Genomic DNA, 22,537 nt, shown 5'->3' with positions numbered 1-22,537 from the left:
CAGCCTGAGCACACACCTTCAGATGCTTGCCGCGCCTCAGGGCCGGTTGAGGCGCTTGGACAGATCGGCGACCAGGATCGCCATGCGCGCGGGCTTCTCATAGCACGCGACGTCGTAATTGCGGATCACCTCGCTGATTTCCGATTCGCTGGCCTTGCCGGTCAGCAGTTCGCCGGTCAGCACGAAAATCGGCGCGTCCGGATTCTCCGATGCCCGCACGGCGCGGATCGCCGCCGCCGAGGTTTGCGAGCCGAACAGCCAGTCGATCACGATGCCGTCGAAGACCTGGGTTTGCAGTTGTTCGGCGAACGCCGCGAGGCCGTAGATCGCCACTGCCGCGAAACCGCTGCGCTCGAGATAGTCGCGCAGGTTGTCGGCGGAGGCTTGATCGTCGTCGACCACGGCGATGGTGGGCTTGTCGGTTTCAGCGCGGCGCGGATAGATCTCGATCTTGTGGACCTCGTACGCGCTTTGGTAAAGCGTGCCGTCGTGACGCGCCACGCGCCACTGGCCCAGCTTCGAGTACGCGACAAATTCCGGGCGGCTGCCCGGTTCGAGCGCGGCGCCGACCCATGCGGTGCAGGCCAGCTCGATCGCGCCGATGCTGAACACCGCCTCCTGGGCGATCGCGCCGACCATGCCCGGATCGAGCGACTGCGCGCCGAATAGCTGAGCGGCAGGTTCGCCGAACACTTCGGCCACCTTCTTGATCTGCGAGAGGGTCCACGGGCTGTTGCCGCGCAGCTTGCGGTGTCCCTGCGAAAAACTCAGATCGAGGATGCGGCACAGCTCCGTGGTTTGCTGGCGTTTGCCGATGCCATGCCGGCTCATCAACTCGCGCACGCGCTCGGCGACTGCGATGGAGTCAGGTGAGTGTGTTTCGTTGGTCATACTGCGTAACGATCCGCCTTCTTGAAGGGTGGCTGTGGAGAGTGCGATACCGCACGCGCGGCGCGGCCATGCACATTGAATGTGCGTTGACGCGGCGGCGCAGGGGACAGCAAATGTACCGTAAAAAGTATCGCGGCTTGTGTTTTTGTATGACCGTGGTCGGGTCTTTCAGTGCGCGGCGCGAGCGGATGGACTCGGCGATTTTTTATGCATTTGGCATGACTTGCATTTTACCGATGAAACCGTACCGCATCGGTAGAGAATTATTCAGCGTCTCAAGCTGCCTTATGCGGCTGACATCTTGTTGAGCCTGGCCGCCGAGCTTTTCAGACCTTTGAAGATCCGCTCGGCGACCTTGCCCGGAAACCGCTCGGGCAATTCGGCCGAGACCCGCGCGATGACCTCGGGCGTCTGGTCGATCAGCCGCTGGATCAAAGGCTCGGCGTTCGCGCCGTACGAGCACCTCAGCGCCATGGTGTTGAAGTGGCGTCGCTGCACGTCGCGAAAGGCGTCGTGTTTGCTGCGCGACCACATCGCCATGGCGAGCCTGGCCTTGTACCACGCCCACTGGTTCGGCCCATTGCCTTCCACCGGCCAGATCGACATCACATCGTAAAGCGGCGTCAGGCGGTACTGGCCACCCGCCAGCAGGCGAATGCTGAAGTTCTTGGCGTGGCCGTCCGGCGCGGCCAGCATCCAGAACAGGATCTGGCTTGCCAGCAGCGTTTCAATGTCCTGTCGCGCCGAGACCGATTGCTGAAGAATCCGCGCGAGGTCCAGCACGCCCGGACCGCCTTCGTTTTCGTACTTGCGATGCGACGGCACGCCGTACACCTGGCAGAAGTCTTCCTGCGGCAGGCGCAGCAGCCAGTGCCCGCTCGAATGCAATTGCCGGTCGAAGCGCTCGACGCTCAGCACCCGCTGCTTGCCGAACGTCATGATCTCGGTGTTGGCCACCGGCAGACCATAGGCGCGCAGAATGCGCAGACACAGCCATTCGTTTTCGACCGAGGTGCTGAGGCCGGCGAGCTTGTTGCCGACGAGCCCAAGCGGCAACTTGAAAATATGCGTGGTGGGCGTGGCGCCGTGCGGACGCTGCCACTTGCCGTCATGCCAGAGCAGGGCGGTTTTTTCCTGCGCGCCGGCGAGCGAGATGCGGAAATCGTCCGCATCGCCGGATGCGCCGGGGGCGGGGTTGCTGACGATGCGCGCCAGCATGGTTTCGATCTGGCTGTCGGAGAGCGGCGTGCCTTCGATCCGTTCGACGCCGGCCGGCGCGTCGTCAACGGCCAGCAACTGGACGGCGCCCACGCAATCGCGGCCGATGGCTTGCAGCAGGTCGAACGCGTCGAGCGTAGCGGTCTGGTAGCGCTGGGCGATGCGCTTTCTGATCGCCTCGCTGTCGGGCAGCAGATTGTCGAAATAGTTGAGCACCCGCGGCCCTTTGTGCACCGCGTTGCTCGGCGCGAACGGCAACGAGAGCGAGAGCGGCCGGCCCGCGGAGGAGGCGACCCATGCGGGCTCGTAGGCGAACTCCATGGGGCCGCGGGTCGGCAGGCGCCAGACCCCGACACGCTCGCCGTTGGCCCACACCGAAAGCGCCCGCGAATGCGTTTGGCGGCCCATGCTTACCACTCGATCAGAGGCCCCGGCTCAGGCACCGGCTGGTTTTTGTCGCGTAGCTGCAGTTGCAGGCCGTAGGCGCCGCACAGCGCCAGCAGTTGGGTGAGGGTGAGGGCGGTGGCGTCGGTTTCCAGCGCCGAGATGCGGCTCTGGCTGATGCCGATGCGCGCGGCAGCTTCGGCCTGGGTAAGGCCGGCCTGGCGCCGACCGGCAGCAAGCAGCTGGGCCATCTGGTCCGGCGTGGCGACGAGGTGGATCATGGCAGATTATCCGCGAGACGAATAAATGCTTTTTATGCGTGACACAGATATCTGTCAAATATTCGTGTGACGCATATTTGACAAATATCTGTATGGCGAATAAAAAACAAATATCCGTTTGGCGAATAATTTACATTTGCCTGCCACGGCACAACGGCACAACGGCACAACGGCACAACGGCACAACGGCACAACGGCAGACGGCAAAACGGGCGCATTGTGGCATTGCGGACAACCGGCCTGCCTGCGAAGATTATGCCCACACTTAAAACCCGCCCGCCTGAGGAACACAACTTACCCGCTGCACGCGAGCTTCACCCTCGCCGACCAATCGTTCCCAAAACACGCCGACGTGCTGATCGCCGGCGCGTGCGGCAACGCGCGAACGGCGCGATCAATCTCGCTGACGACATGCAGGTCGACGTCGAATGACGCGCGGCCATTCCCGCGCGCTCAAGTGGTCTCTGCCCGAACTGCGGAGCCAGCGCGACGAGTTCATCCACTAACTCCGCTCCACTCATGAACCAACCGACGCTCCGCCACACCGACGTGCCGTACTACACGCAATGGGGCAGCCCCGCATGGGTGCGCCACATCGTCGAACAACAGGGCGACCCGTGCGACGACCCAGCCTGGCAGCGCAGCGGTTTCGCCGACCCGGAGCGTTACCGCTTCTGGGCCAAACGCCTGTGCGGTCTGACCTCCCTCGAATCCGCGCTCGACTACTGGCGCATCGAACACGCGCCGCGCGCCGCGCTGCTGGATGAAGCACTGCGGCACGGCGTGTACCGGCTGCGCGACGACGGTGGCGTCGACGGTTTGATTTATCGGCCGTTCGCCGATTGGATCGGCAGGGCATTCGGCGTTCAGGTCGAGGTACTGCCGCAGGCGCCGCTCGAAGAGATCGCCATGCGCATCGACGGCGAGACGCTGGCGATCGTGTCCGTGAGCCCCGAGATCCGCTATCCCGAGCAGCCGAATCAGCGCCAGGGCGGCCATTTGATCCTGCTGCATGGGCGCGATCGCGATGGCGTATGGTTTCACAACCCGTCGGGCATAGCGCCTCAGCAGGCGGATGTGTATTTGCCGCTCGCAACGATGGCGCGTTTCTACGCAGGGCGTGGCATGACGCTCACCCGCATCGCGCGCTAGCCGCGGCGGCCGGCACGCCGTATGGCGAGCGCAATGATCGGGCCCGTTTTCTGCTGAGCAACGTGTCACCGACCTTTGCGATAGCGGAACCCGTCATGAATCGAATCCACGCCCTTGCCTCCAGCCTTGTCTTCAGCCTTGCAGCGCTAAGTGCAGTGACCGAGGCGAACGCGGCCTCCGAAGATGACCAGGCCAAGGCCTGTCGCGGCGACGCAATGCATTTCTGCTCCGCCGAGATTCCGAACAAGGAAAAAATCACCGCCTGCATGAAGCGGCACGTCGACGAACTCAGTCCGGCGTGTCGCGCGATGTTCAAGGGCGGCAAGAAAGGCGACGCCAAGGCCAAAGCCGCTTCGCAGTAAAGGCGGCGGCGCGGCCGCCTGTTCCCGATCCGGCCCCACGGCGCGCGAGGCGTCGTAGAATCGCTTGTCCTCGATGCCTGGAGCCGCCGCGTGTCTGATCAGCCACACCCAGAGCCGCAGCCACGCCCGCCACGCTTTCGCTTGCCGCGCCGGGCCCGCACACCGTGGCAGGCGCCGCGCGCCCGCACGCTGTTCACGCGCCCCGCGGCGTCGCCGCAGCGCATGCTGCTGCAGCGTATCTATCTCGTGCTAGGCCTCTGCGTACTTGCCTTCGCCGTGCTCTATCTCGACCGCGATGGTCTGCGCGACGCCAACCGCAAGGTGCTCGGCATCGTCGACCTGATGTACTTCACGATGGTCACCGTCGCCACTGTCGGTTATGGCGACATCGTGCCGGTTACCGCCCGTGCGCGACTCATCGACGCCTTCTTTATCGTGCCGATCCGGATCGTGATCTGGTTCGTGTTTCTGGGCACCGCTTATCAGTTCGTCATTCAACGTGTCATCGAGGAATTCCGCATGAAACGCCTGCAAAAACAGCTGCGCGATCACGTCGTGGTGTGCGGCTACGGATTGAGCGGTTCGGTCGCGGTGCGCGAGCTGCTGGAAAGCGGCTTCGCCGCGGAGTCGATCGTCGTCATCGATTCGCAGCAGGCGGCGCTCGAAGCGGCCACGGCCTTGGGCGTGGCGGGCCTGCTCGGCGATCCATCGCGCGAGGATCTGCTGCAACAGGCGCAGGTGCGTATTGCCCGCGCGGTCATCATCGCCGTCAGCGACGACGCCATCGCGATCCTGCTGACATTGACCGTGCGCAGTGTCGCGCCGGACACGAAGATCGTCGTGCGGATCCAGGAGCAAACCTACCAGCGCCAGTTGCGCCAGGCCGGCGCGGACGTGATCGTTTCATCGACCAAGATCGGCGGCCTGTTGCTCGCCGACGCGGTGGACAGCAACTACATCGTGCCATTCGTCAACGATCTGCTGTCGGCGCGCGGCCGCGTCAATCTGGTGGAGCGTCCGGCGACGGCGCTGGAAGTGGGCCGCTGGAGCAATGCGCTGCCGGGCGCGGTGGTGGTCGGGCTGATACGCGCGGGACAGATGCTGTCGTTTTACGAAGACGAGCCGTGTCCGATCGAGCCGGGCGATCTGTTGCTGGTGATCCAGTCGTCGCGTCGCGCGAGCGAAGTGTCCGGCGGTTAATTGACCCAAGTGCGCGGCAAGCCCCGTCGTTCACGGCGGGGAAGGAAAGCGCGGACGCCGTAGGCGTCCTTCCAGGGCCTTAGTGCGGCGTTCGCTGTTGCTCGATGTATTGGCGAATCACTGAGACAGGCGCCCCGCCGCAGCTACCGGCGAAATAGGACGGCGACCAAAGCGCACCATTCCACAGGTTGCGCCGAATGCTCAGGTAGTTCTTCTTGCGGATCATGCGGCTCGAAACGCCCTTGAGGCTGTTCACGAGCGTCGAGACGGCGACTTTGGGCGGGTAGGTCACCAGAAGGTGTACGTGGTCGTCCTCGCCGTCGAACTCCACCAGTTCGGCCTCGAAGTCGGCGCACACGCTGGCGAATACCACGCGCAGGTCGTCGATGATTTCTTTCGTGAACACGCCGCGCCGATACCTGGTTACAAAGACCAAGTGCACATGCATCACGAAAACGCAGTGTCGCCCGTGTCGAATATTGTTGTCGGTAGTCATAGACCAAAGTATATTTTCAGCTATGGAACGACTTCAAGCCTTCAAATTCGAATTCATGCCGACCGGTGAGCAAGCGCGCAAGATGCGCCAGTTCGCCGGAGCAGGCCGGTTCGTTTTTAACAAGGCGCTCGCGGAGCAGCAGAAGAATCGCGAAGCTGGCGGGAAGTTCGTAGGCCATGCAGGCATGTGCAAGTGGCTCACAGAATGGCGCAACAGCGCTGATACGCCGTGGCTCAAGGATGCGCCGGTCCATACCCAGCAGCAGGCACTGAAGGACCTCGATCGCGCGTTCGTCAGTTTCTTCGGGAAGCGCACCGGGTTCCCCCGTTTCAAGCGCAAAGGCATGAGCGATTCGTTTCGCTATCCCGACGCAAAGCAGATCAGGCTGGACCGCGAGAGCGGTCGCATCTTTTTGCCGAAGCTCGGCTACGTCCGCTACCGCAACAGCCGCACCGTGCCCGGCGAGCTCCGCAGCGCGACGGTATCGCTGCGCGCGGGCAAGTGGTTCGTCTCGATCCTCACGAAGCGCGAGGTCGAACAGGCGGTTCCGCACGGCCCGGCGGTCGGTATCGACGTCGGCGTGACGCGCTTCGCCACGCTGAGCGACGGCTCGTTTATCGCGCCGCTCGCGAGCTTCAAAAGGCACGAACAGCGGCTCGCGAAGTATCAGCGCCGCATGTCGCGCAAGGTCAAGGGTTCATCGAACTGGAAAAAGGCGAAGGCCCGCGTGCAGCGCATCCATGCGCGCATCGCGAACGCGCGTAACGACTTCCTGCACAAAGCCTCGAACACGATCAGCAAAAACCACGCAATGATCGCCGTCGAGGATTTGCAGGTGCGCAACATGGCCAGGTCATCAAAGGGCAGCGTAGAAGCGCCAGGGCGCAATGTCCGCGCCAAGTCGGGCCTCAATAAGTCAATTCTCGACCAGGGCTGGTTTGAGTTTCGCCGCCAGTTGGAGTACAAAACGGCATGGCGCGGCGGGTTCTTCGTCGCCGTGCCGGCGGCCAACACGAGCCGCACGTGCCCATGCTGCGGCCATATCTCAGCCGATAACCGCCGCACGCAATCGCTGTTCGCGTGCGTGCGCTGCGGCCACGAAGCAAACGCCGATCACGTCGGCGCGATCAATGTTTTAGAGCGCGGACAGCGCTTGTTCGCCTGTGGAGAGAGGGTGCGCTCGGGCCGCTCGAAGAAGCAGGAACCCGCCGAAGTGACTCAGGCCATCGCGGCCTAAGCACCGTAGGAATCCCCGTCCTTCAGGGCGGGGAGGACGTCAAGGAACCGGTGAACGAAAGTGCTGCGCATGGGTACGGTTTTGCAAGCAGGATCGTCGACGAACGCGATCCGTTGACTGATGGTTTTCTGGTGTGCTGAATTAAACGCATCATCTCCAAAGGACAGGAAAAATCCCGCTTATGAGCCGACCGCCTCGCCAGATCACGCAGATTTTCGACGACGCCGCCACCGCGCGGCTGATCCCGTATGCAACGCTCGTCGACGCGTTGAAGCGCGCGAGCATCGACTACGCGCGGCAACGCATCGCGAGTCCCGAGCGGCTCGTCGTGCCGCTCAGCGAGGGCGACATCATGCTGTCTATGCCGGCCACCGCGCCCGATCTCGCGATCCACAAACTGGTCAACGTGTGCGCGAGCAACAGGCCGCGCGGCATCCCGACGATTCACGGCCAGGTGATGGCGTTTGACGCTGACACCGGCGAGACGCTCTTCATCCTCGACGGCCCGACGGTAACCGGGCGTCGCACGGCGGCGATGTCGATGCTTGGCATACACACTTTCGCGCTGGCCAGGCCGCGCGAATTCCTGCTGATCGGCACCGGCACGCAGGCAGCGAATCATCTGGAAGCGATCGGTGAGCTGTTCCCCGACGCGCGTGTGTGGGTGAAGGGCAGTGCGCCCGCGCGGGCCGAAGCGTTTTGCGCCGCGCATCGTTCGTATGGTACGTATGGCACTGAGGGTACGGAGGGCACGGAGGGCACATATGGCACTGAGGGCGCGCATGGCACCCGTGGCGCGCAGGGTGGCAAGGTGCGCGAACTGCAACCGCTGGCCGACCCTGCCGCGAACATTCCCGATTCAGTCGACGTGGTGATCGCGCTGACCACCAGCAGGCAGCCCGTCTACGACGAAGTGGCGCGCACCGACCGGCTCGTGATCGGCGTCGGCGCGTTCACGCCGGCCATGGTCGAGATCGGCGCGCGCACGATCGCCGGTAGCGCGCTATTCGTCGACGACGAAGCCGGCGCGAGGCATGAAGCCGGTGATTTCATCCAGGCGGGCGTCGATTGGACGCAGGTCGGCGGAATTGCCGCAGTGGTGGAAAAAACCGCTTCGTTGCCGGCGGGAAAACCGATTGTTTTCAAAAGCGTCGGTTGTGCGGCATGGGACCTGGCGGCCTGCCGCGTCGCGCGCGAAGCCTTGTCGGGCAGTTGATCGTGGACCGTCTGCGTCGCCAGGCGCGGGGTGGTTCTTCGGTCCGGGTTGGCATCTTGCGACAACCTGCGGCACATGTTGCCGTGCAAACAATCTCAAAACGTTGCACCATAGACGTTTGCCAGAAAAACGTGCCGGCCCGCCGGCGTTTTTTTGCCCTTGTCTTTTGACTTGACGCCTTCACGACGCTGCGACCGCGCTATGACGACCCAACACGCTTCTGCCACTCCCAACCTGCCGCTCGACATGATCATCTTCGGCGGCACCGGCGATCTGTCGTTCCGCAAGCTGCTGCCCGCGCTCTACATGGCGCATCTGCACTGCAATCTGCCGCCGGATACCCGCATTCTCACGATCGGCCGCAAGCCGTGGTCGCGTGAGGAGTACATCAACGAATTCATGGAAGCGAAGGCCAAGCCCTTCATCGAAAAGAAGGCGTTCGATGCTGCCGCCTGGGACAAATTCCTGGCGCTGTTCGAGTACGTGCGCATGGACGTCGATTCGGTCGAGGACTACCACCGTCTGAAAGAAGCGTCGCGCGACGGCGTGCGCCGCGTGTTCTATCTCGCGACCTCGCCGGATCTGTTCACGCATATTTGCGACAACCTTTCGGCGGCCGGATTGGTCGACGAGAATTCGCGTGTCGTGCTCGAGAAACCCCTCGGCCACGATCTGGCGTCCGCGCAGGAGATCAACACGGCGGTCGGCAAGCATTTCAGCGAAGCGCAGATCTACCGGATCGACCACTACCTCGGCAAGGAAACTGTGCAGAACCTGATGGTGCTGCGCTTTGGTAACGCGATTTTCGGCCCGCTATGGCAGGCGCCGTATATCAAGAGCGTGCAGATCACGGTAGCCGAAGAGGTCGGGGTGGGCAGCCGTGCGGGCTTCTACGACAAAACCGGCGCGCTGCGCGACATGGTGCAGAACCACTTGCTGCAGTTGTTGTGCATCGTCGCCATGGAGCCGCCGGTATCGCTCGATCCGGATGCGGTGCGCGACGAGAAGCTCAAGGTGCTGCGCTCGCTGCGTCCCATGACGCCCGAGGATATCGCGCGCGATACCGTGCGCGGTCAGTATACGGCCGGCGCGGTAAACGGCGAGCCGGTGAAGGGCTACCTTGAGGAAGACAACGTGCCGGCCGGCAGCCGCGCCGAGACTTTCGTCGCGTTGCGCGCGCATATCAACAACTGGCGCTGGGCCAACGTGCCGTTTTATCTGCGCACCGGCAAGCGTATGCAGAAGAAGGTATCGGAAATCGTTATTGAGTTTTCCGAATTGCCGTTCTCGATCATTCCGAGCGGTGGGCGCAACTACGGCAACCGTCTTGTGATCCAGTTGCAGCCGGAAGAGTCGATCCAGTTGCAAATGCTCGCGAAGGAACCGGGCAGCGGCATGCACATGCTGCCGGTGAATCTGAACCTGGACTTGCAGCAGGCCTTCACCGAGCGGCGCGCGGAAGCGTACGAGCGTTTGCTGATCGACGTGATCCGCGGGCGCCTCACGCACTTCATGCGCCGCGACGAACTCGAAGCCGCATGGGCATGGGCCGAACCGATTCTCGAAGGCTGGGCCAAGTCGGGCGACAAGCCGCGTGCCTATACGGCAGGCACGTTTGGACCGGCTGCGTCGACGGCGCTGATGGCGCGGGAGAACGCAGTGTGGGCGGAAGAATCGCAGTAAGTGGAGGGTCAAGCGTCGGCGGTACGTCGACGTTTGAAGAAAGCGTTGCATTGAAAAAGGCGGCCCGTTTTCGCGGACCGCCTTTTTCGTTATGTGCTTGCTGTTCCGATCTACGGCAGCGAGATCGTCAACGTGGCCGATTGCGGTCCGAGCTTGCCACTTGCGAATACGGCGCGAGCGTGCGCAACGTCTGATCGCCCAAACAGGTGTTCAGGCCGAGATAAGCGAGCAGTCCCACCAGCGCGAATACCGCACCGATCGACCACAACGGCACCTCGCGCTTGAGCCGGTGCGCAACCTGATCCGGCAGCGGCCAATGCGGCGCGAACGGTGCGCGCTTGCCCTTCATATGGGCGATTTCGTCGCCGATTCGCGCGGTCAGATACGCGAGCTTCTCCGGTCCCGCTCTTGTCGCCACGTTGCTTGCGTTGGCGTTGGCGTCGATCGGTCTGACACTCTGGATTACCTGGCAACTCGACGGTGGCGCAGCTGCGTGACCATGCTGTTGATCCGCCGGCTCGGTGACCCGCGCATCCGTGCGCATTCGAAGACCAGCGATATCGTGTTGCTCGTGTTGTTGTGGGTGCAACTGGTGTTGGGTCTCGGCACGATCCCGATGCCGGCGCAGTATCTGGACGGTAGCATGATGATGAAACTCGCCGGTTGGGCACAGCACATCGTCACAGTCCAGGGCGGCGCTGCGGCGCTCATCCCTGAAGCGAACGGGGTGTTCAAAGCTCATATGCTCCTTGGGATGACACTGTTTCTGGTGTTCCCGTTCACGCCCTCGTGCATATCTGGAGCGGTTTTGCATCGCTCGCGTATCTGCTGCGGTCGTGGCAGGTGGTGAGCGACCGACGTTCGAAGGTGCCCGTTGGGCAGAATACGCCGCGACGGCGTTTGTGAATTAAACGGACCATCACTGCCGAATTGACGTCTCTGGGTGCTGCGGGCCTGCATGAACCCGCCTCAGGCGGGATGCAGGCCGCGCAACAGTTGACGGACTCGCGACATGTCCTGATCGACGTGTTCGGTCTGTTCGAACAATTCCGCGAGCCAGTCAACGAAGGCCCGCACGCGTGGCGACACCCGGCGGTTCTTCACATAAGCGATCGAGACCGGCATCGGCACGGGTTTCCATTGCGGCAGTACTTCGCGCAGAAGTCCGGAATCGAGGTAGGGCTGGGCGGCGATCCGTGCGGGTTGAATCATTCCCAGGCCTTGCAATCCGCAAGTGAGATAGGCCTGCTCGTCGCTGACTTTGACGAAGCCTTTTACCTTGACGTTTTGCGCTTCACCGTCTACTTCGAAGTCGAAGTCGACTTCACGGCCGTTATGCGGCGACATGCAATTGACCGCGACGTGTCCGCGTAGATCGTCGAGATTGGCGGGCGTGCCGTGGCGGGTCAGGTAGGCCGGGCTTGCGCATGTCACGTGCTCGAGGGTGCCCAATTGCCGCGCGATCAGATTCGAGTCCGGCAATTCGCCTAACTGGATACTGCAGTCGATGGCTTCCGAGACCAGGTCGACCGTGCGGTTGCTGATGCCGATGGCCAGATCGAGGTTCGGGTAGCGGACGTGGAAGTCGTCCAGTGCCGGCAAGACGATCGCGCTCGCTACTGCACCGGGCATTTCGATGCGCAGCCGGCCGGTCAGGTTATCTGTTGCGTGACGGAGGCTGGCTTCCATTTCGTCGATGTCGGCGAGGATTTGCGCACAGCGCTCGTAGTAGGCCGCGCCTTCTGGCGTAATGCTCAGGCGCCGCGTTGTGCGGGTCAGGAGGGCGGTGCCTAGCAGGGCTTCCAGGTTCTGGACGATGGTTGTCGCGGTCGCCCGGGGGATGTCGAGGGATTCCGCTGCGCGGGTGAAGCTGTTGGTGTCCACGATTCGGATGAATGTCCGCATTGCAGTTATTCTGTCGATCACGGTTCAGACTCCAATTGGTGTTAAGGGGTGTTTTTTTTGCCTTTGGCGGCGGTTGGTTGTGTGCTTGTGGTGGTTGTTTTTTTGATTTGTTTGCCTGCGGTGGTGCTTGTTTGTCTGTGCTTTTTATGGTGTTGGCCTTTCCTTGATTTGTTATTGGTCTATTAGCGTCGCCCCTGTGCGGGGCGGGCACCTACTTTTCTTTGCCTGCCGCAAAGAAAAGTAGGCAAAAGAAAGCGGCTCAAACCGCTAACTTTTAAGCGGGTCCCCTGGCTTGGAGGGGGCAGTGGTGCATCTGGAATCTGCGCCCTCGCACATTCCGCGTGAGTGACACAGCAGTCATTCTTCCAGCGGCGCTGCGCGCGCCGAAGCGGTACCTCATAAAACCGTCCGCCGTTTTTATGCTCGCCAGTACTTCATCAGCCGCCCGCTGTATTCAATGCACACGGCGCTCTAAAAAGCAGCTAGCCGTTTTACGCTTGACAGTAGTTCGCCGAGTGGCTCGTTGTACTTGATCTCGGCGCTTCAGAACGCAGCTAGCCGTTTTATGCTTGGCAGTAGTTCACCGAGTGGGTAGTTGTACTTGATCTCGGCGCTTCAGAAAGCAGCTAGCCGTTTTACGCTTGACAGTAGTTCGCCAAGCTGGCTGCCGTACTTGATGCCAATAGCAGTTCAAAGGCTGGTTTTGCTGTTTTAAGAGCCCCGTCCGATTCCTTATGCGGCTAGTTATGTTTAGCGTTGACGGCAAATCCGAAACGCTGGATCCGTTGGCATTTCGCCGAGGCGAAGCCGACGGCTCCCAACCACGCCCAGACGAAGCCATGGGTTTGCAGCTGTGCCCTTCCGGCGAGCACATAGTGCGAGACGGGAAGTATGACTGCTTTGTCGCTAACTCGGAGTGTGCGAGAGCACGGATTCCAGATGCACCACTATTGCAACTATGCGGGGGACCCGCTTATGAGCTAGCGGGTTGAGCCGCTTTCTTTGCTTATCTTTCTTTGCGGCGGCGTAACTATTCAGCAGCCACCAAAGGCGAAACGACTAATCCGGCGAAGCTCAACGCCAGCGCATTGATCAGCGAGCGGTTCTGCTTGCGCAGGGTGGCAAGGTAGGAGCGGATCGTGCAGAACGCCTGCATGCCCGATTCTGCGCGGAAGCATCCTGAGATTTTCTGTTTGAGTTTGAGCATACGGATGTCGCGTTCGGCCTGGTTGTTATCGAACGGGACGCGGTGGTCTGCAATGAAACGCCACACTTCGCGTGCATACCTCTGAAGGCGCCGGAGCAGGTTGTATGTAAAACTTTGCCTGATTCTGCCGCGGCGGTCCTCGCGCGTCGGTTCACGTGCCTGTTGCGGATTGAGTCGGCGCGCCTGGGCAATCAGCATCCGGCTACGCCGCGCATAATGGCGTTGGCGCGATTGATCCAGCGCTGCGTTGCCCGAGGCCAGACTGAGGTCAGCCTCACGCTTTGCCTGGCAAAGCAGATCGATCATCTGCTGTGCCCAGGTTTGCTGCGTGGACTCCAGCACAAACACCAGTTCGCGCAGATGGTGCGCATTGCACAGCGCATGTTCACATTCATAGCCCGCGTACGGCCCCCAGCCGTCATGGACCGCGATGCCCTTGAAGCCGGGGAGAATGCCGAAGCTATCCAACGCCTCGCTACCGCGCTTGCGGTGTGAGCCATACCAGCTCAACATGCGTGTCGAGGCGACATGCAGCCAGTGAGGCGTGCGACCCACGCGCATTGAACTCTCATCGAAATGCACCACGGGCTGCTCGCGTAGCGCCTGTTTGATCTGTTCAACCGCCGGCGCCAGCAGCTGCGCGGCCTGATCAATGCTGTGCTGTACGGTTCCCGTACTCACAGGCAGACCAAACAGGTCTTCCAGCGCCTGAGCGGTACGCGCTACCGGCAACTGCTGGTATTGCGTCAGATAGACCGCCGCGGCGCGCACCTGGGGACCGTACTGGACCGCCTGGCTCACGCCCTGGGGAAACATGCCCGAATGCTGCTTGCCGCAGCGGCACTGCGCGATCTGGACGCGATGTTCGGTCACCTCAAAGCGCGTGGGCGGCAGATCGATCACCTGACGGCCTTCGGGCAACACGGCAATGCGGGCCGGTTTGATGCGTTTGCCGCATGCATCGCACACCGGCGCCACTGGGTGAATCTTGATGTGATCGGGCTGCGCTACGCGTTTGAGCGTCTTGCCCTTGTGCCCAGGTTGCGCACCGGGCTTGGCGCCGCTCGTGCCACGCAACGACTTCGGTTTGCGCCTGGGCCCATCGCTTGACGGCGGCTTGCTGGAGTTATGACTGTCCTTCTCCAGTTTCGCTTCGAGCTCGTTCAGACGTCTCACCAGATCAATGATGAGCGCGTCCTTCTGTTCGTGCGTCAGGTCCTTGATGTCTGGCATCTTCGTCATGTCCTTCACTATGCACAGCCTGGCAACAGTTTACAAGCTGAATAGTTACGCGGCGGCAAAGAAAGTAAGTGCCGCCCCGCACAGGGGCAACACTAATAGACCAATATCAATTCAAGGACAGGCCAACACGCTAGGCAAACAACCAGAAGCGCGCCACAGGCAATCAACCAAACAAAGCCCTTGCCTGCAAGGCACCCAAACCACCAGACACCTCGCAGGCAAAAAAATCACTTCCTCAAAGAATCCAGATCAACCACAAACCGATACTTCACATCACTCTTAAGCATCCGTTCATAAGCCTCATTAATCCCCTGCATCGGAATAACTTCAACATCCGAAGTAATCCCGTGCTCGCCACAAAAATCGAGCATTTCCTGCGTCTCGGCAATTCCGCCAATCAGCGAACCCGCCAGACGGCGACGCTTCATGATCAGATTGAACACCTGCGGCGACGGATGATCGTGCTCCGGCGCACCAACCAGCGTCATCGTCCCATCACGTTTGAGCAGATTCAAAAACGGATTCAAATCATGCGGCGCAGCAACGGTATTCACAATCAAATCGAAGCTGTTTTCATGCACTCCCATTTCTTCAGCATTCTTCGAAATGACAACCTCATGCGCACCAAGTCGCTTCGCATCTTCAATCTTCGACGGCGACGTCGTGAACAACACGACATGCGCGCCCATCGCGCGGGCCAACTTCACGCCCATGTGACCGAGGCCGCCAAGGCCGACAATCCCGACCTTCTTGCCAGGACCGGCGCCCCACGTGCGCAGCGGCGAATACGTCGTGATACCCGCGCACAGCAACGGCGCGGCGCCCGCCGGGTCGAGATTCTCCGGCACGCGCAGCGTGAATGCCTCATCCACCACCAGTTGCGTCGAATAACCGCCGTAGGTGATCTGACCGTCAACCCGGTCCACACCGTTGTACGTGCCGACAAAACCGTTTTCGCAATACTGCTCGAGATCTTCCTTGCAGCTCGCACACGTACGGCACGAGTCGACGAGGCAGCCCACGCCCACCACGTCGCCTGCCTTGTACTTCGTCACGTCCGGGCCGACCGCCGTTACGCGGCCGACAACTTCATGGCCCGGCACCACCGGAAAAACCGTGTTCTTCCATTCGTTGCGTGCCTGATGCAAGTCGGAATGGCACACGCCGCAAAACAGGACTTCCATTTGCACGTCGTGGGCGCGCAGTTCGCGTCGCTGGATTTCGAACGGGGCGAGCGGCGCGCTAGCGTCGGTCGCTGCATAGGCATAAGTCGTGCTCATGGGTAGCTCCAGCAAAAAGGGGATGTCGCAAGGCGCCGACGATGGGCGACGCGTGTCACCGATGCGGTCAAACCTTGTTGTGAACCGGGATCACCGCGCAGGCGGTGGTCGACGTATTCACCGAAACGGTGAACGGGCGACCGAGCCCGGCGCAGCGCGGAAAAAGATGATCCGGCAGGGTTCCCATAGTAGGAGCCGGGAGCGAAGCGGGGAATACCTGAATATCTTGAAGGTTTGCCTAAAACTCCTGGTGACGAGCGCAGTAGGTCGTTTGGTGATAAATTTCAAGCATTATTCTCTTGCACATCACTATATCGTCATGTCAACCCGTTCCATTGAACCTACCTCGGCCGAGTTCGACGCGCGCAATGGCGATCCGGTCGATGGCGCCCCCGGCAGTCCTGCCCAGCAGCGTCTCGTCGAATGGTTCGACGCGCTCGCGCCCAATCCGGGCATCACCCGCTCGAGCCTGGAGGGTGTCAATCTGCTGCGGGCCAATCAGCCGATGCCGCGTATGCCCGTGATGTACGAGCCGAGCATCGTGATCGTCTGCCAGGGTCGCAAGCGCGGTTTTCTCGGCGATCAGGTGTTCCAGTACGACGCGCAACAATACCTGGTGTTGTCGGTGCCGCTGCCGTTCGAATGTGAAACCGAGGCGAGCCCAGAAGAGCCATTCCTCGCGATCTCGGTGCGCGTCGATCTGACCATGGTGGCCGAGTTGCTGATGGCGCTGAACGAAACCCAAGGCGCCACGCAGAACGAACCGCTCGGCATCTATTCGACGCCGCTCGATCCGGCGTTATCCAATGCCGTGCAGCGATTGATGGAAGCATTGGCCTCGCCGCTCGATGCGCGCATTCTCGCGCCTGGCGTGGTCCGCGAAATCTGTTATCGCGTATTGACGGGCGAGCAGGGCGACGCGATTCGCGCGGCGCTCACGCATCAGAATCATTTCGGCCGCATCGCCAAAGCGCTAAGGCGCATCCACGCCGACTATCACGGAGAACTCGATGTCGATACGCTCGCCTCTGAAGCGGGTATGAGCGTCGCCGTTTTCCATGCGCAGTTCAAAGCCGTGACGGCGACTTCGCCGATGCAATACGTGAAGACCACGCGTTTGCATCACGCGCGTTTGCTGATGGTGCAGGATGGTTTGAATGCGGGCGCGGCCGCGGCGCGCGTCGGTTATGAAAGCGCGTCGCAATTCAGCCGTGAATTCAAGCGCCTGTTCGGCTTGAGCCCGGTGGATGAAGTCAAACGCATGCGCACCGTCTACGATGCGCCGCCACCACGCGTCGTCAAGCCGGTTGCACGGTATGTCACCGCGGTATGAGCGGGCGCTTGCAGGAAGCGTTATAGCCCGCTAAACCAGTTGTATCCTTGGTCTTCCCAGTAGCCACCAGGGTTCGTGTTGGTCACGAAAATCGCCGCGATGTGCTTTGGATTCTTGAAGCCGAGTTTGGTCGGTACGCGCAGCTTGAGCGGATAGCCGTATTTGGCCGGCAGCGGCGCGTCGCGGAAATCGAGTGTCAGTTGGGTTTGCGGATGCAACGCCGTCGCCATATCGAGGCTCGAATAATAGCGGTCCGCGCATTTGAAGCCGACATAGCGTGCGCTCAGATCGGCGCCGACACGTTCGAGAAAAGTGCGAAACGGCACGCCTCGCCATTGTCCGATCGCACTCCATCCTTCAATGCAGATGTGGCGCGTAATCTGTGAAGCCTGCGGTAAAGCGCGCAGTTGATCGAGATTCCATGTGCGCTTGTCGGACACTAAACCGGACACTTCCAGCTGATACGTCGAACCGTCGATATCCGGCGCGTCGAACTCCGGATAGAACGCATTGAAGGGGAACGGGTCGGTGATTTCGCTCGCCGAATAGGTCGGCGCGAGCTTGTTGCGATCGAACAGCCATCCCTGCACGCGATCGTTCCAGCGCGACATGGCCCACAACACCTTGTCGACCGAATCGCCGTCCTGCATGTTGCAGCCCGAGAGCATCGCGAGCGCGCCGATCGAAAGCGATGAGCGCAGAAACAGGCGCCGCTGCAGGCGTTCGATTTGCGGTTTGTGGTCGGCGAGAACAATGCGCGAGCTGCGCGAGTCCCGGCGTTCTGATTCGCTCATGCCTTGCTCCTTTCGTGCGTGGAGAGCCGGGCGCGGCCGGTCAACATCGGCAACAGCGTGCGCGGCACCAGCAGCACCAGCGCGAGGTGCACGACGACAAAACCCACCACGCCCGCCATCGCTATGAAGTGCACGCGACGCGCGAAATCGAAGCCGCCGAACAGTGCGGTAAGCCACGAAAATTGCACCGGCTTCCAGATCGAAAGTCCTGAGGCAACCAGCAGCACGCCAAGGAACAAGACGAACAGATAGAGCGCGCGCTGCACTGCGTTATATTTGCCGGTGTCGTGCGGCAGCTTGAATTGCATGGCTAATGTGGCATCGTGTAAGACATCGCGCGGATAGATCGGCAATAGCTTGCGACGGAAATGCCCACGCGCGAAGCCATACGCCATATATAGCAGGCCATTCGCGCATAACAGCCACATCGCCGCGAAATGCCATGCAATCGAGCCGCCCAGCCAGCCGCCAACGGTCGCCCACGCTGGGAATCTGATCGGAAAGAAGGGCGAAGCGTTATAGATCGCCCAGCCGCTCATCACCATGCAGACCATCGCAAATGCGTTGATCCAGTGCGTGATTCGTACGACGAGCGGATGGACGACAAAGCGCGCTTGCGGTTCGGGCATGGTGGGGAGTGACGACACGAGGAAAAAGTTGAAAGCCGCGTCATTAAACGACGCGACTGTTCGAACGGCTGAAGAAACGCCGTATTACATCGGCGGCGTTACACCATGCTCGCCCGCCGAAATGAAATTCGCCGCCATCGAGCCGTCGGCTTCCTTGTGGGCGAACAGCACAACCTTCGCGCCAGGCACCAGCAGCGAGCGGTCACCCGGTTCAAGCGCGACGATAGGCACGTCTTGCGGAATCACGATCTTCTTTTCTCCGTCCTTGTACTTGACGGTGATCGTACGGCCGTTGCTGACCACGAGCGAGCCGACCGTGCCGTTGGTCATCGTGCTGTTCGCGCCGAGATCCCACGGGCGATGACCATCGCCGGAGCCACGCATGCTGGCGGGGAACACGTGCACTTCGAGCGCCTTCAGCGTGCCATCGGGCTGCGGGATCGCTGCGGTACCGACATAGCTGTCCGGCTTGATGTCGTTCACATTGGCGAGCGTGACACCGCGAATCGGCGTGTCCTTGCCAAGCTTCACGTCAACGTCTTTGCCGTCGCGCGTATGGACCTTGAGCAGGTCGCCCGAGAATGCGGTCACCGTACCGCGTACGCCGGTGGGTGCGGTGCTCTGGGCCTGCGCGACGGATCCTGCGGCGAACAACGAGGCTGCGACGAGCACGGGGGCGACGAAGGTGCGCATCGCATTAGCGGAAACAATCTTCATGAGTCTGCTCTGGGTGGGTGGAGGATAGGGTCAGGTTAGGCGCGCGAGCGGCTCCGGCGAGTGACAGACGGATGACAAAAACGTCATGAACGGTGCGTCGCGGCCACGTAGAATGAGCGGCATATCCACGTCCCTATCCACGACCCACGCGCGAGACGGCGCACGGGGTGGAAATCCAGGCATCATGAGCATCCTCGTCATCGAAGACGACCCGAAAACCGGCGACTACCTGAAGAAGGGGCTGCGCGAAAGCGGCTACGCGGTCGACCTCGCGCGCACCGGCACGGACGGCCTGCACATGGCGCTCGAACACGCGTACGACCTCGTGGTGCTGGACGTGATGCTGCCAGGCATCGACGGCTGGGAAATCATGCGTGCGCTGCGGGCGCGGCGCGATTTGCCGGTCATTTTCCTGACCGCGCGCGATCACGTCAGCGACCGCATTCGCGGCCTGGAACTCGGCGCCGACGATTACCTCGTCAAGCCGTTCTCGTTCACCGAGCTGGTGTTGCGGATCCGCACGCTGTTGCGCCGTGGCGTGATCCGCGAAAGTGACGTGTTCGAGATCGCCGACCTCAAGCTCGACGTCTTGCGGCGCAAGGTGACTCGCGAAGGTGTCGAGATTCCTCTGACCAACAAGGAATTCATGCTGCTGCACCTGCTGGTACGCCGGCAGGGTGAGGCGCTCTCGCGTACGCAGATCGCCTCGGAGGTGTGGGACATGAACTTCGACAGCGACACCAATGTGGTCGACGTGGCCATCAAACGGTTGCGCGCCAAGGTCGATCATCCGTTTGAAAAGAAGCTGATTCATACGGTGCGCAGCATCGGCTACACGTTCGGCGACGGTTCATGAAACTGTGGACCGAACGTTCGTTGACGGCTCGCACCACGGTGCTGTTCGCGACGATTGCGTGTGTCGTGATCGGCACGCTGGGCGCCTATTTCTATCACTCTGCTCAGGTGACCTTGCAGCGCCGCGCGGACCTGGTGCTCACCGGCCGTGTCGAGCATTTCAGCCGCATCGTGCACGATCTCTATTCGGTAAGCGAATTGAAGAGCCGGCCTTTGCTGTTCGAGAGCATGCTCGGCGCGGAGCAGGATGTGTTGCTGTTTCGCCGTCCGGGCGAAGCGCCGTTCATCGACGTGAATCCGGCGAACGTCGCGGTGCCTGAACTGCGGGCCGGCACCGAGGATAGGTTGCCGACGCTTTCGGATATCCGCCAGACCCTGTTGCCGGACGGCGTTCCGGTTCATTGGGCGATCGCCATCGTCAAGGCGCGTGAGGACGGCAGTGAAATCGAAGTGATCGCCGCGCATCCGATGACTCAGGAAGTACGGATGCTGGCCGCATACCGCAATCGCATCTTACTGGCCACGCTGACCGGTATGCTGGCCGCCACGTTGCTCGCTTACTACGTGTTGCGCCACGCGTTTCGGCCGGTGCGGGAGATCGCCACGCGGGCGGCGCAGATCAGTCCGGCGAGTTTGTCGGTGCGACTCGACAGTGAGGCCGCGCCGGTTGAATTACGTCAACTTACGCACGCCTTCAATGCCATGCTCGACCGTCTCGCCGATGGTTATCAACGTCTCTCGCAGTTCTCCGCCGATCTGGCGCATGAGATTCGTACCCCCGTGGGCGCGTTGATCGGCCAGACCCAGGTGACGCTCGCCAAGCCGCGCGAAACCGATGAATATCAGCAATTGCTCGAATCGAATCTCGAGGAGCTGAGCCGTTTGAGCCACATCGCGGAGAACATTCTGTTCCTCGCGCATGCGGATCATGCGGCATTGTCCATCGACCGTGAGCCGGTCGATCTGCGCGGCGAACTCGTCAAAATCGCAGACTATTTCGAAGGCCCCGCCGACGAACGCGGCATGCGCTTTACCGTCGAGGCTCAGGGCGTGGCGTCGGTCAATCCGATGCTCTGCCGGCGGGCGATCAATAATCTTGTAGTCAATGCGGTGCGATATGGTGCGGGCAATACGGTAGTGCGTTTGAGCGGCAGGCAGGACGAACGGGGCGCGACGGTGGTGGTGGAAAACGACGGTGCGCCGATTCCTGACGAGCAACTGGACCGCCTGTTCGATCGCTTTTACCGCGGGGATGCGGCGCGCAGCGAGTTTACCGAATCGAACGGGTTGGGACTCTCGATCGTCAAGGCGATCATGCATCTGCACGGCGGCACGGCGCGCGTGGTGTGTCCGGCCCCAGGCGTGGTGCGTTTCGAATTGTGTTTTCCGGGCGCTTAGCGGGCTGCCTGCGCGGCCGTGGTCGTGTCCGGTTCATGGCAACACACGCAGAGCTTGTTGCCGTCTGGATCGCGGAAGTAGGCGCCGTAATGGTCCGCGCCCGGGCGGTGCCACTGTTCGCACAGACTGTGTGCTTGAGTATTGCGGTGAAGCCGCAATGGCCAGTTATTGTCACAGTGAAAGTAGTTGCTCAAGATAATGTGCCACTCCATCCTGCTGATTTGTCAGCGCCTGTGGAAGATTCGGCAAATGACATCGCAGCTCGTGCATGGCGTTACCCATAAGCACACCATGACCGACCGACCTCAGGAGTTCCAGGTCGTTCATGGCGTCGCCTAGGGCGATCGTTTGCGTGAGCGGGATGTGTTGGCTCGCAAGGAAGAGCTTCGCGGCGGTCATCTTGCTCTGATTTTGGGAAACTATATCAATGGTTTTCGGCGATGATTTGCTTAACGCGGATACGGCACTGAAGCGCTCGCGCAATGCAATGAAAGCTGTATCGGTTGCGTTGACGTCGCCCTGTAAAAGAATCTTGAATGCCGTAATGTCGTGGAGCGTCCCTTCATCATGATAGTGGCAGGTCAGGCCGGAGCTGGCAATATAGTCGGCGAAGTAAGGATTGGGCGTTAGGGAATGCCAGCCAGTGTGCGAAAACAACGTGACATGCAAGGGAAGGCGGCGTGCAAAGCGCAAGATCTTTCCACTCAACACTAGTGGTAGCGTTTGTTCCAGTACAGGCGAAAGCAGTGGGTCAGTTTTGATCAGGGCGCCATTGCAGGAGAGAATGGTTGGCGTGAAGCTGAGCTTTTGTAGAATTCGCCTGGCATCTACATCGAGTCGTCCGGTGGCAATGACAATCACCATGTTGCGTCGATGCAGAAGTTCCAGCACGTTGACGGAGTAGTCCGAAATCATTCCGTGGTCGTTCAGAAGGGTGCCATCGAGATCGATAACGACAGCACGCCACGGTTCGGACAGTTCTCTAAAAAGTGAAGACTGCGACGGCATGGAAGCACTCCTGTTGACCAGGCCTGACGGATCCGAGGTTTGAAGAAGC

20 protein-coding genes and 3 pseudogenes are annotated in these 22,537 nt (G+C 61.1%); 10 read left to right on the top strand and 13 right to left on the bottom strand.

Translation table 11 applies throughout. The features are described from left to right. Window positions 1-36: 36 nt before the first annotated feature. From P0D84_RS31415 to P0D84_RS31405, 3 genes are all read right to left on the bottom strand, one after another. Window positions 37-891, bottom strand: a complete 855-nt coding sequence (locus P0D84_RS31415; RefSeq protein WP_408343074.1) for a helix-turn-helix domain-containing protein — start codon at window positions 889-891, stop codon at window positions 37-39. Between the two features lie 285 nt (window positions 892-1,176). Then, window positions 1,177-2,517, bottom strand: a complete 1,341-nt coding sequence (locus P0D84_RS31410) for a type II toxin-antitoxin system HipA family toxin (RefSeq protein WP_408343072.1) — start codon at window positions 2,515-2,517, stop codon at window positions 1,177-1,179. A 2-nt stretch (window positions 2,518-2,519) separates the two neighbouring features. Then, window positions 2,520-2,774 (bottom strand): helix-turn-helix domain-containing protein, encoded by a 255-nt coding sequence (locus P0D84_RS31405; protein WP_408343070.1) that lies wholly within the window; start codon window positions 2,772-2,774, stop codon window positions 2,520-2,522. Window positions 2,775-3,293: 519 nt separating this feature from the next. On the opposite strand from P0D84_RS31405, the gene P0D84_RS31400 reads away from it, so the two are divergent. The 3 genes from P0D84_RS31400 to P0D84_RS31390 all read left to right on the top strand — a co-directional run bounded on the left by P0D84_RS31400 (window position 3,294) and on the right by P0D84_RS31390 (window position 5,488). Continuing rightward, the gene (locus tag P0D84_RS31400) at window positions 3,294-3,926 is read left to right on the top strand and encodes a C39 family peptidase (RefSeq protein ID WP_408343069.1); all 633 of its coding nucleotides are present in this window, start codon (window positions 3,294-3,296) and stop codon (window positions 3,924-3,926) included. Window positions 3,927-4,021: 95 nt separating this feature from the next. Continuing rightward, on the top strand, window positions 4,022-4,288 hold the full coding sequence (locus P0D84_RS31395; protein ID WP_408343067.1) for a hypothetical protein: 267 nt from the start codon (window positions 4,022-4,024) through the stop codon (window positions 4,286-4,288). A 90-nt stretch (window positions 4,289-4,378) separates the two neighbouring features. Beyond that, a complete protein-coding gene (locus P0D84_RS31390; RefSeq protein WP_408343065.1) occupies window positions 4,379-5,488 on the top strand; it encodes a potassium channel family protein in 1,110 nt (369 codons plus the stop codon). A 79-nt stretch (window positions 5,489-5,567) separates the two neighbouring features. Here P0D84_RS31390 and tnpA read toward each other — a convergent pair whose 3' ends face one another. Continuing rightward, the gene (gene tnpA / locus P0D84_RS31385; RefSeq protein WP_408343063.1) at window positions 5,568-5,984 is read right to left on the bottom strand and encodes an IS200/IS605 family transposase; all 417 of its coding nucleotides are present in this window, start codon (window positions 5,982-5,984) and stop codon (window positions 5,568-5,570) included. A gap of 22 nt (window positions 5,985-6,006) precedes the next feature. Here tnpA and P0D84_RS31380 point away from each other — a divergent pair, with 22 nt between their 5' ends. The 3 genes from P0D84_RS31380 (at window position 6,007) to zwf (ending at window position 10,120) form a co-directional block, all read left to right on the top strand. Further along, window positions 6,007-7,221 carry an RNA-guided endonuclease InsQ/TnpB family protein gene (locus tag P0D84_RS31380; protein ID WP_408343061.1) on the top strand — a complete coding sequence of 405 codons (1,215 nt, stop codon included), beginning with the start codon at window positions 6,007-6,009 and terminating at the stop codon, window positions 7,219-7,221. Window positions 7,222-7,402: 181 nt separating this feature from the next. After that, on the top strand, window positions 7,403-8,437 hold the full coding sequence (locus P0D84_RS31375; RefSeq protein WP_408343059.1) for a delta(1)-pyrroline-2-carboxylate reductase family protein: 1,035 nt from the start codon (window positions 7,403-7,405) through the stop codon (window positions 8,435-8,437). Window positions 8,438-8,638: 201 nt separating this feature from the next. Further along, window positions 8,639-10,120, top strand: a complete 1,482-nt coding sequence (gene zwf / locus P0D84_RS31370) for a glucose-6-phosphate dehydrogenase (protein ID WP_408343057.1) — start codon at window positions 8,639-8,641, stop codon at window positions 10,118-10,120. 110 nt (window positions 10,121-10,230) lie between these two features. Here the strand turns inward: zwf and P0D84_RS31365 are convergent. Next, window positions 10,231-10,523 (bottom strand): annotated as a pseudogene (locus P0D84_RS31365) (DotU family type IV/VI secretion system protein); the annotation flags it as partial. Window positions 10,524-10,613: 90 nt separating this feature from the next. On the opposite strand from P0D84_RS31365, the pseudogene narI reads away from it, so the two are divergent. Next, window positions 10,614-11,026, top strand: a pseudogene (gene narI, locus P0D84_RS31360) (respiratory nitrate reductase subunit gamma); the annotation flags it as partial. Between the two features lie 63 nt (window positions 11,027-11,089). On the opposite strand, the gene P0D84_RS31355 reads toward narI, so the two are convergent. The 3 genes from P0D84_RS31355 to P0D84_RS31345 form a co-directional block, all read right to left on the bottom strand. After that, on the bottom strand, window positions 11,090-12,046 hold the full coding sequence (locus P0D84_RS31355) for a LysR family transcriptional regulator (RefSeq protein WP_408343055.1): 957 nt from the start codon (window positions 12,044-12,046) through the stop codon (window positions 11,090-11,092). Between the two features lie 1,009 nt (window positions 12,047-13,055). Further along, window positions 13,056-14,474: an IS66 family transposase gene (tnpC, locus tag P0D84_RS31350; RefSeq protein WP_408333516.1), complete on the bottom strand. Its 1,419-nt coding sequence runs from the start codon at window positions 14,472-14,474 to the stop codon at window positions 13,056-13,058. Window positions 14,475-14,701: 227 nt separating this feature from the next. Continuing rightward, window positions 14,702-15,754 carry an NAD(P)-dependent alcohol dehydrogenase gene (locus tag P0D84_RS31345; RefSeq protein ID WP_408343053.1) on the bottom strand — a complete coding sequence of 351 codons (1,053 nt, stop codon included), beginning with the start codon at window positions 15,752-15,754 and terminating at the stop codon, window positions 14,702-14,704. A gap of 319 nt (window positions 15,755-16,073) precedes the next feature. On the opposite strand from P0D84_RS31345, the gene P0D84_RS31340 reads away from it, so the two are divergent. Continuing rightward, window positions 16,074-17,087 carry an AraC family transcriptional regulator gene (locus P0D84_RS31340; RefSeq protein ID WP_408343051.1) on the top strand — a complete coding sequence of 338 codons (1,014 nt, stop codon included), beginning with the start codon at window positions 16,074-16,076 and terminating at the stop codon, window positions 17,085-17,087. A gap of 20 nt (window positions 17,088-17,107) precedes the next feature. Here P0D84_RS31340 and P0D84_RS31335 read toward each other — a convergent pair whose 3' ends face one another. The 3 genes from P0D84_RS31335 to P0D84_RS31325 all read right to left on the bottom strand — a co-directional run bounded on the left by P0D84_RS31335 (window position 17,108) and on the right by P0D84_RS31325 (window position 19,227). Beyond that, complete coding sequence (locus P0D84_RS31335; protein WP_408343049.1) at window positions 17,108-17,881, bottom strand: molybdopterin-dependent oxidoreductase; 774 nt, start codon at window positions 17,879-17,881, stop codon at window positions 17,108-17,110. After that, on the bottom strand, window positions 17,878-18,510 hold the full coding sequence (locus tag P0D84_RS31330; protein WP_408343047.1) for a cytochrome b/b6 domain-containing protein: 633 nt from the start codon (window positions 18,508-18,510) through the stop codon (window positions 17,878-17,880). The genes P0D84_RS31335 and P0D84_RS31330 overlap by 4 nt, the downstream gene beginning before the upstream one ends. An 84-nt stretch (window positions 18,511-18,594) precedes the next feature. Further along, window positions 18,595-19,227, bottom strand: coding sequence for a hypothetical protein (locus P0D84_RS31325; RefSeq protein WP_408343045.1), 633 nt, complete (start codon window positions 19,225-19,227; stop codon window positions 18,595-18,597). Between the two features lie 184 nt (window positions 19,228-19,411). Here P0D84_RS31325 and P0D84_RS31320 point away from each other — a divergent pair, with 184 nt between their 5' ends. Further along, entirely contained in the window at window positions 19,412-20,083 is a 672-nt protein-coding gene (locus P0D84_RS31320; RefSeq protein WP_169490501.1) for a heavy metal response regulator transcription factor, read from the top strand. Beyond that, on the top strand, window positions 20,080-21,480 hold the full coding sequence (locus tag P0D84_RS31315) for a heavy metal sensor histidine kinase (protein ID WP_408343042.1): 1,401 nt from the start codon (window positions 20,080-20,082) through the stop codon (window positions 21,478-21,480). Before P0D84_RS31320 ends, P0D84_RS31315 begins: the two co-directional genes overlap by 4 nt. On the opposite strand, the pseudogene P0D84_RS31310 reads toward P0D84_RS31315, so the two are convergent. Then, window positions 21,477-21,578, bottom strand: a pseudogene (locus tag P0D84_RS31310) (VOC family protein); the annotation flags it as partial. The gene P0D84_RS31315 and the pseudogene P0D84_RS31310 sit on opposite strands and share 4 nt — an antisense overlap. Window positions 21,579-21,651: 73 nt before the next feature. Next, window positions 21,652-22,488: an HAD family hydrolase gene (locus P0D84_RS31305; RefSeq protein WP_408343040.1), complete on the bottom strand. Its 837-nt coding sequence runs from the start codon at window positions 22,486-22,488 to the stop codon at window positions 21,652-21,654. Window positions 22,489-22,537: the final 49 nt, after the last annotated feature.

The organism is Paraburkholderia sp. RL17-337-BIB-A (assembly GCF_046025895.1).
Lineage (GTDB): Bacteria > Pseudomonadota > Gammaproteobacteria > Burkholderiales > Burkholderiaceae > Paraburkholderia > Paraburkholderia fungorum_C.
This window is presented reverse-complemented; position numbering and strand designations above follow the sequence as displayed.

Coding starts and splice junctions, on each gene's coding strand:
- P0D84_RS31375 (WP_408343059.1), top strand. CDS start 7,403: ATGAGCCGACCGCCTCGCCAGATCACGCAGATTTTCGACGACGCCGCC.
- P0D84_RS31345 (WP_408343053.1), bottom strand. CDS start 15,754: ATGAGCACGACTTATGCCTATGCAGCGACCGACGCTAGCGCGCCGCTC.
- tnpC (WP_408333516.1), bottom strand. CDS start 14,474: ATGACGAAGATGCCAGACATCAAGGACCTGACGCACGAACAGAAGGAC.
- P0D84_RS31305 (WP_408343040.1), bottom strand. CDS start 22,488: ATGCCGTCGCAGTCTTCACTTTTTAGAGAACTGTCCGAACCGTGGCGT.
- P0D84_RS31380 (WP_408343061.1), top strand. CDS start 6,007: ATGGAACGACTTCAAGCCTTCAAATTCGAATTCATGCCGACCGGTGAG.
- P0D84_RS31335 (WP_408343049.1), bottom strand. CDS start 17,881: ATGAGCGAATCAGAACGCCGGGACTCGCGCAGCTCGCGCATTGTTCTC.
- zwf (WP_408343057.1), top strand. CDS start 8,639: ATGACGACCCAACACGCTTCTGCCACTCCCAACCTGCCGCTCGACATG.
- P0D84_RS31415 (WP_408343074.1), bottom strand. CDS start 891: ATGACCAACGAAACACACTCACCTGACTCCATCGCAGTCGCCGAGCGC.
- P0D84_RS31330 (WP_408343047.1), bottom strand. CDS start 18,510: ATGCCCGAACCGCAAGCGCGCTTTGTCGTCCATCCGCTCGTCGTACGA.
- P0D84_RS31395 (WP_408343067.1), top strand. CDS start 4,022: ATGAATCGAATCCACGCCCTTGCCTCCAGCCTTGTCTTCAGCCTTGCA.
- P0D84_RS31315 (WP_408343042.1), top strand. CDS start 20,080: ATGAAACTGTGGACCGAACGTTCGTTGACGGCTCGCACCACGGTGCTG.
- tnpA (WP_408343063.1), bottom strand. CDS start 5,984: ATGACTACCGACAACAATATTCGACACGGGCGACACTGCGTTTTCGTG.
- P0D84_RS31320 (WP_169490501.1), top strand. CDS start 19,412: ATGAGCATCCTCGTCATCGAAGACGACCCGAAAACCGGCGACTACCTG.
- P0D84_RS31340 (WP_408343051.1), top strand. CDS start 16,074: ATGTCAACCCGTTCCATTGAACCTACCTCGGCCGAGTTCGACGCGCGC.
- P0D84_RS31400 (WP_408343069.1), top strand. CDS start 3,294: ATGAACCAACCGACGCTCCGCCACACCGACGTGCCGTACTACACGCAA.
- P0D84_RS31410 (WP_408343072.1), bottom strand. CDS start 2,517: ATGGGCCGCCAAACGCATTCGCGGGCGCTTTCGGTGTGGGCCAACGGC.
- P0D84_RS31325 (WP_408343045.1), bottom strand. CDS start 19,227: ATGAAGATTGTTTCCGCTAATGCGATGCGCACCTTCGTCGCCCCCGTG.
- P0D84_RS31405 (WP_408343070.1), bottom strand. CDS start 2,774: ATGATCCACCTCGTCGCCACGCCGGACCAGATGGCCCAGCTGCTTGCT.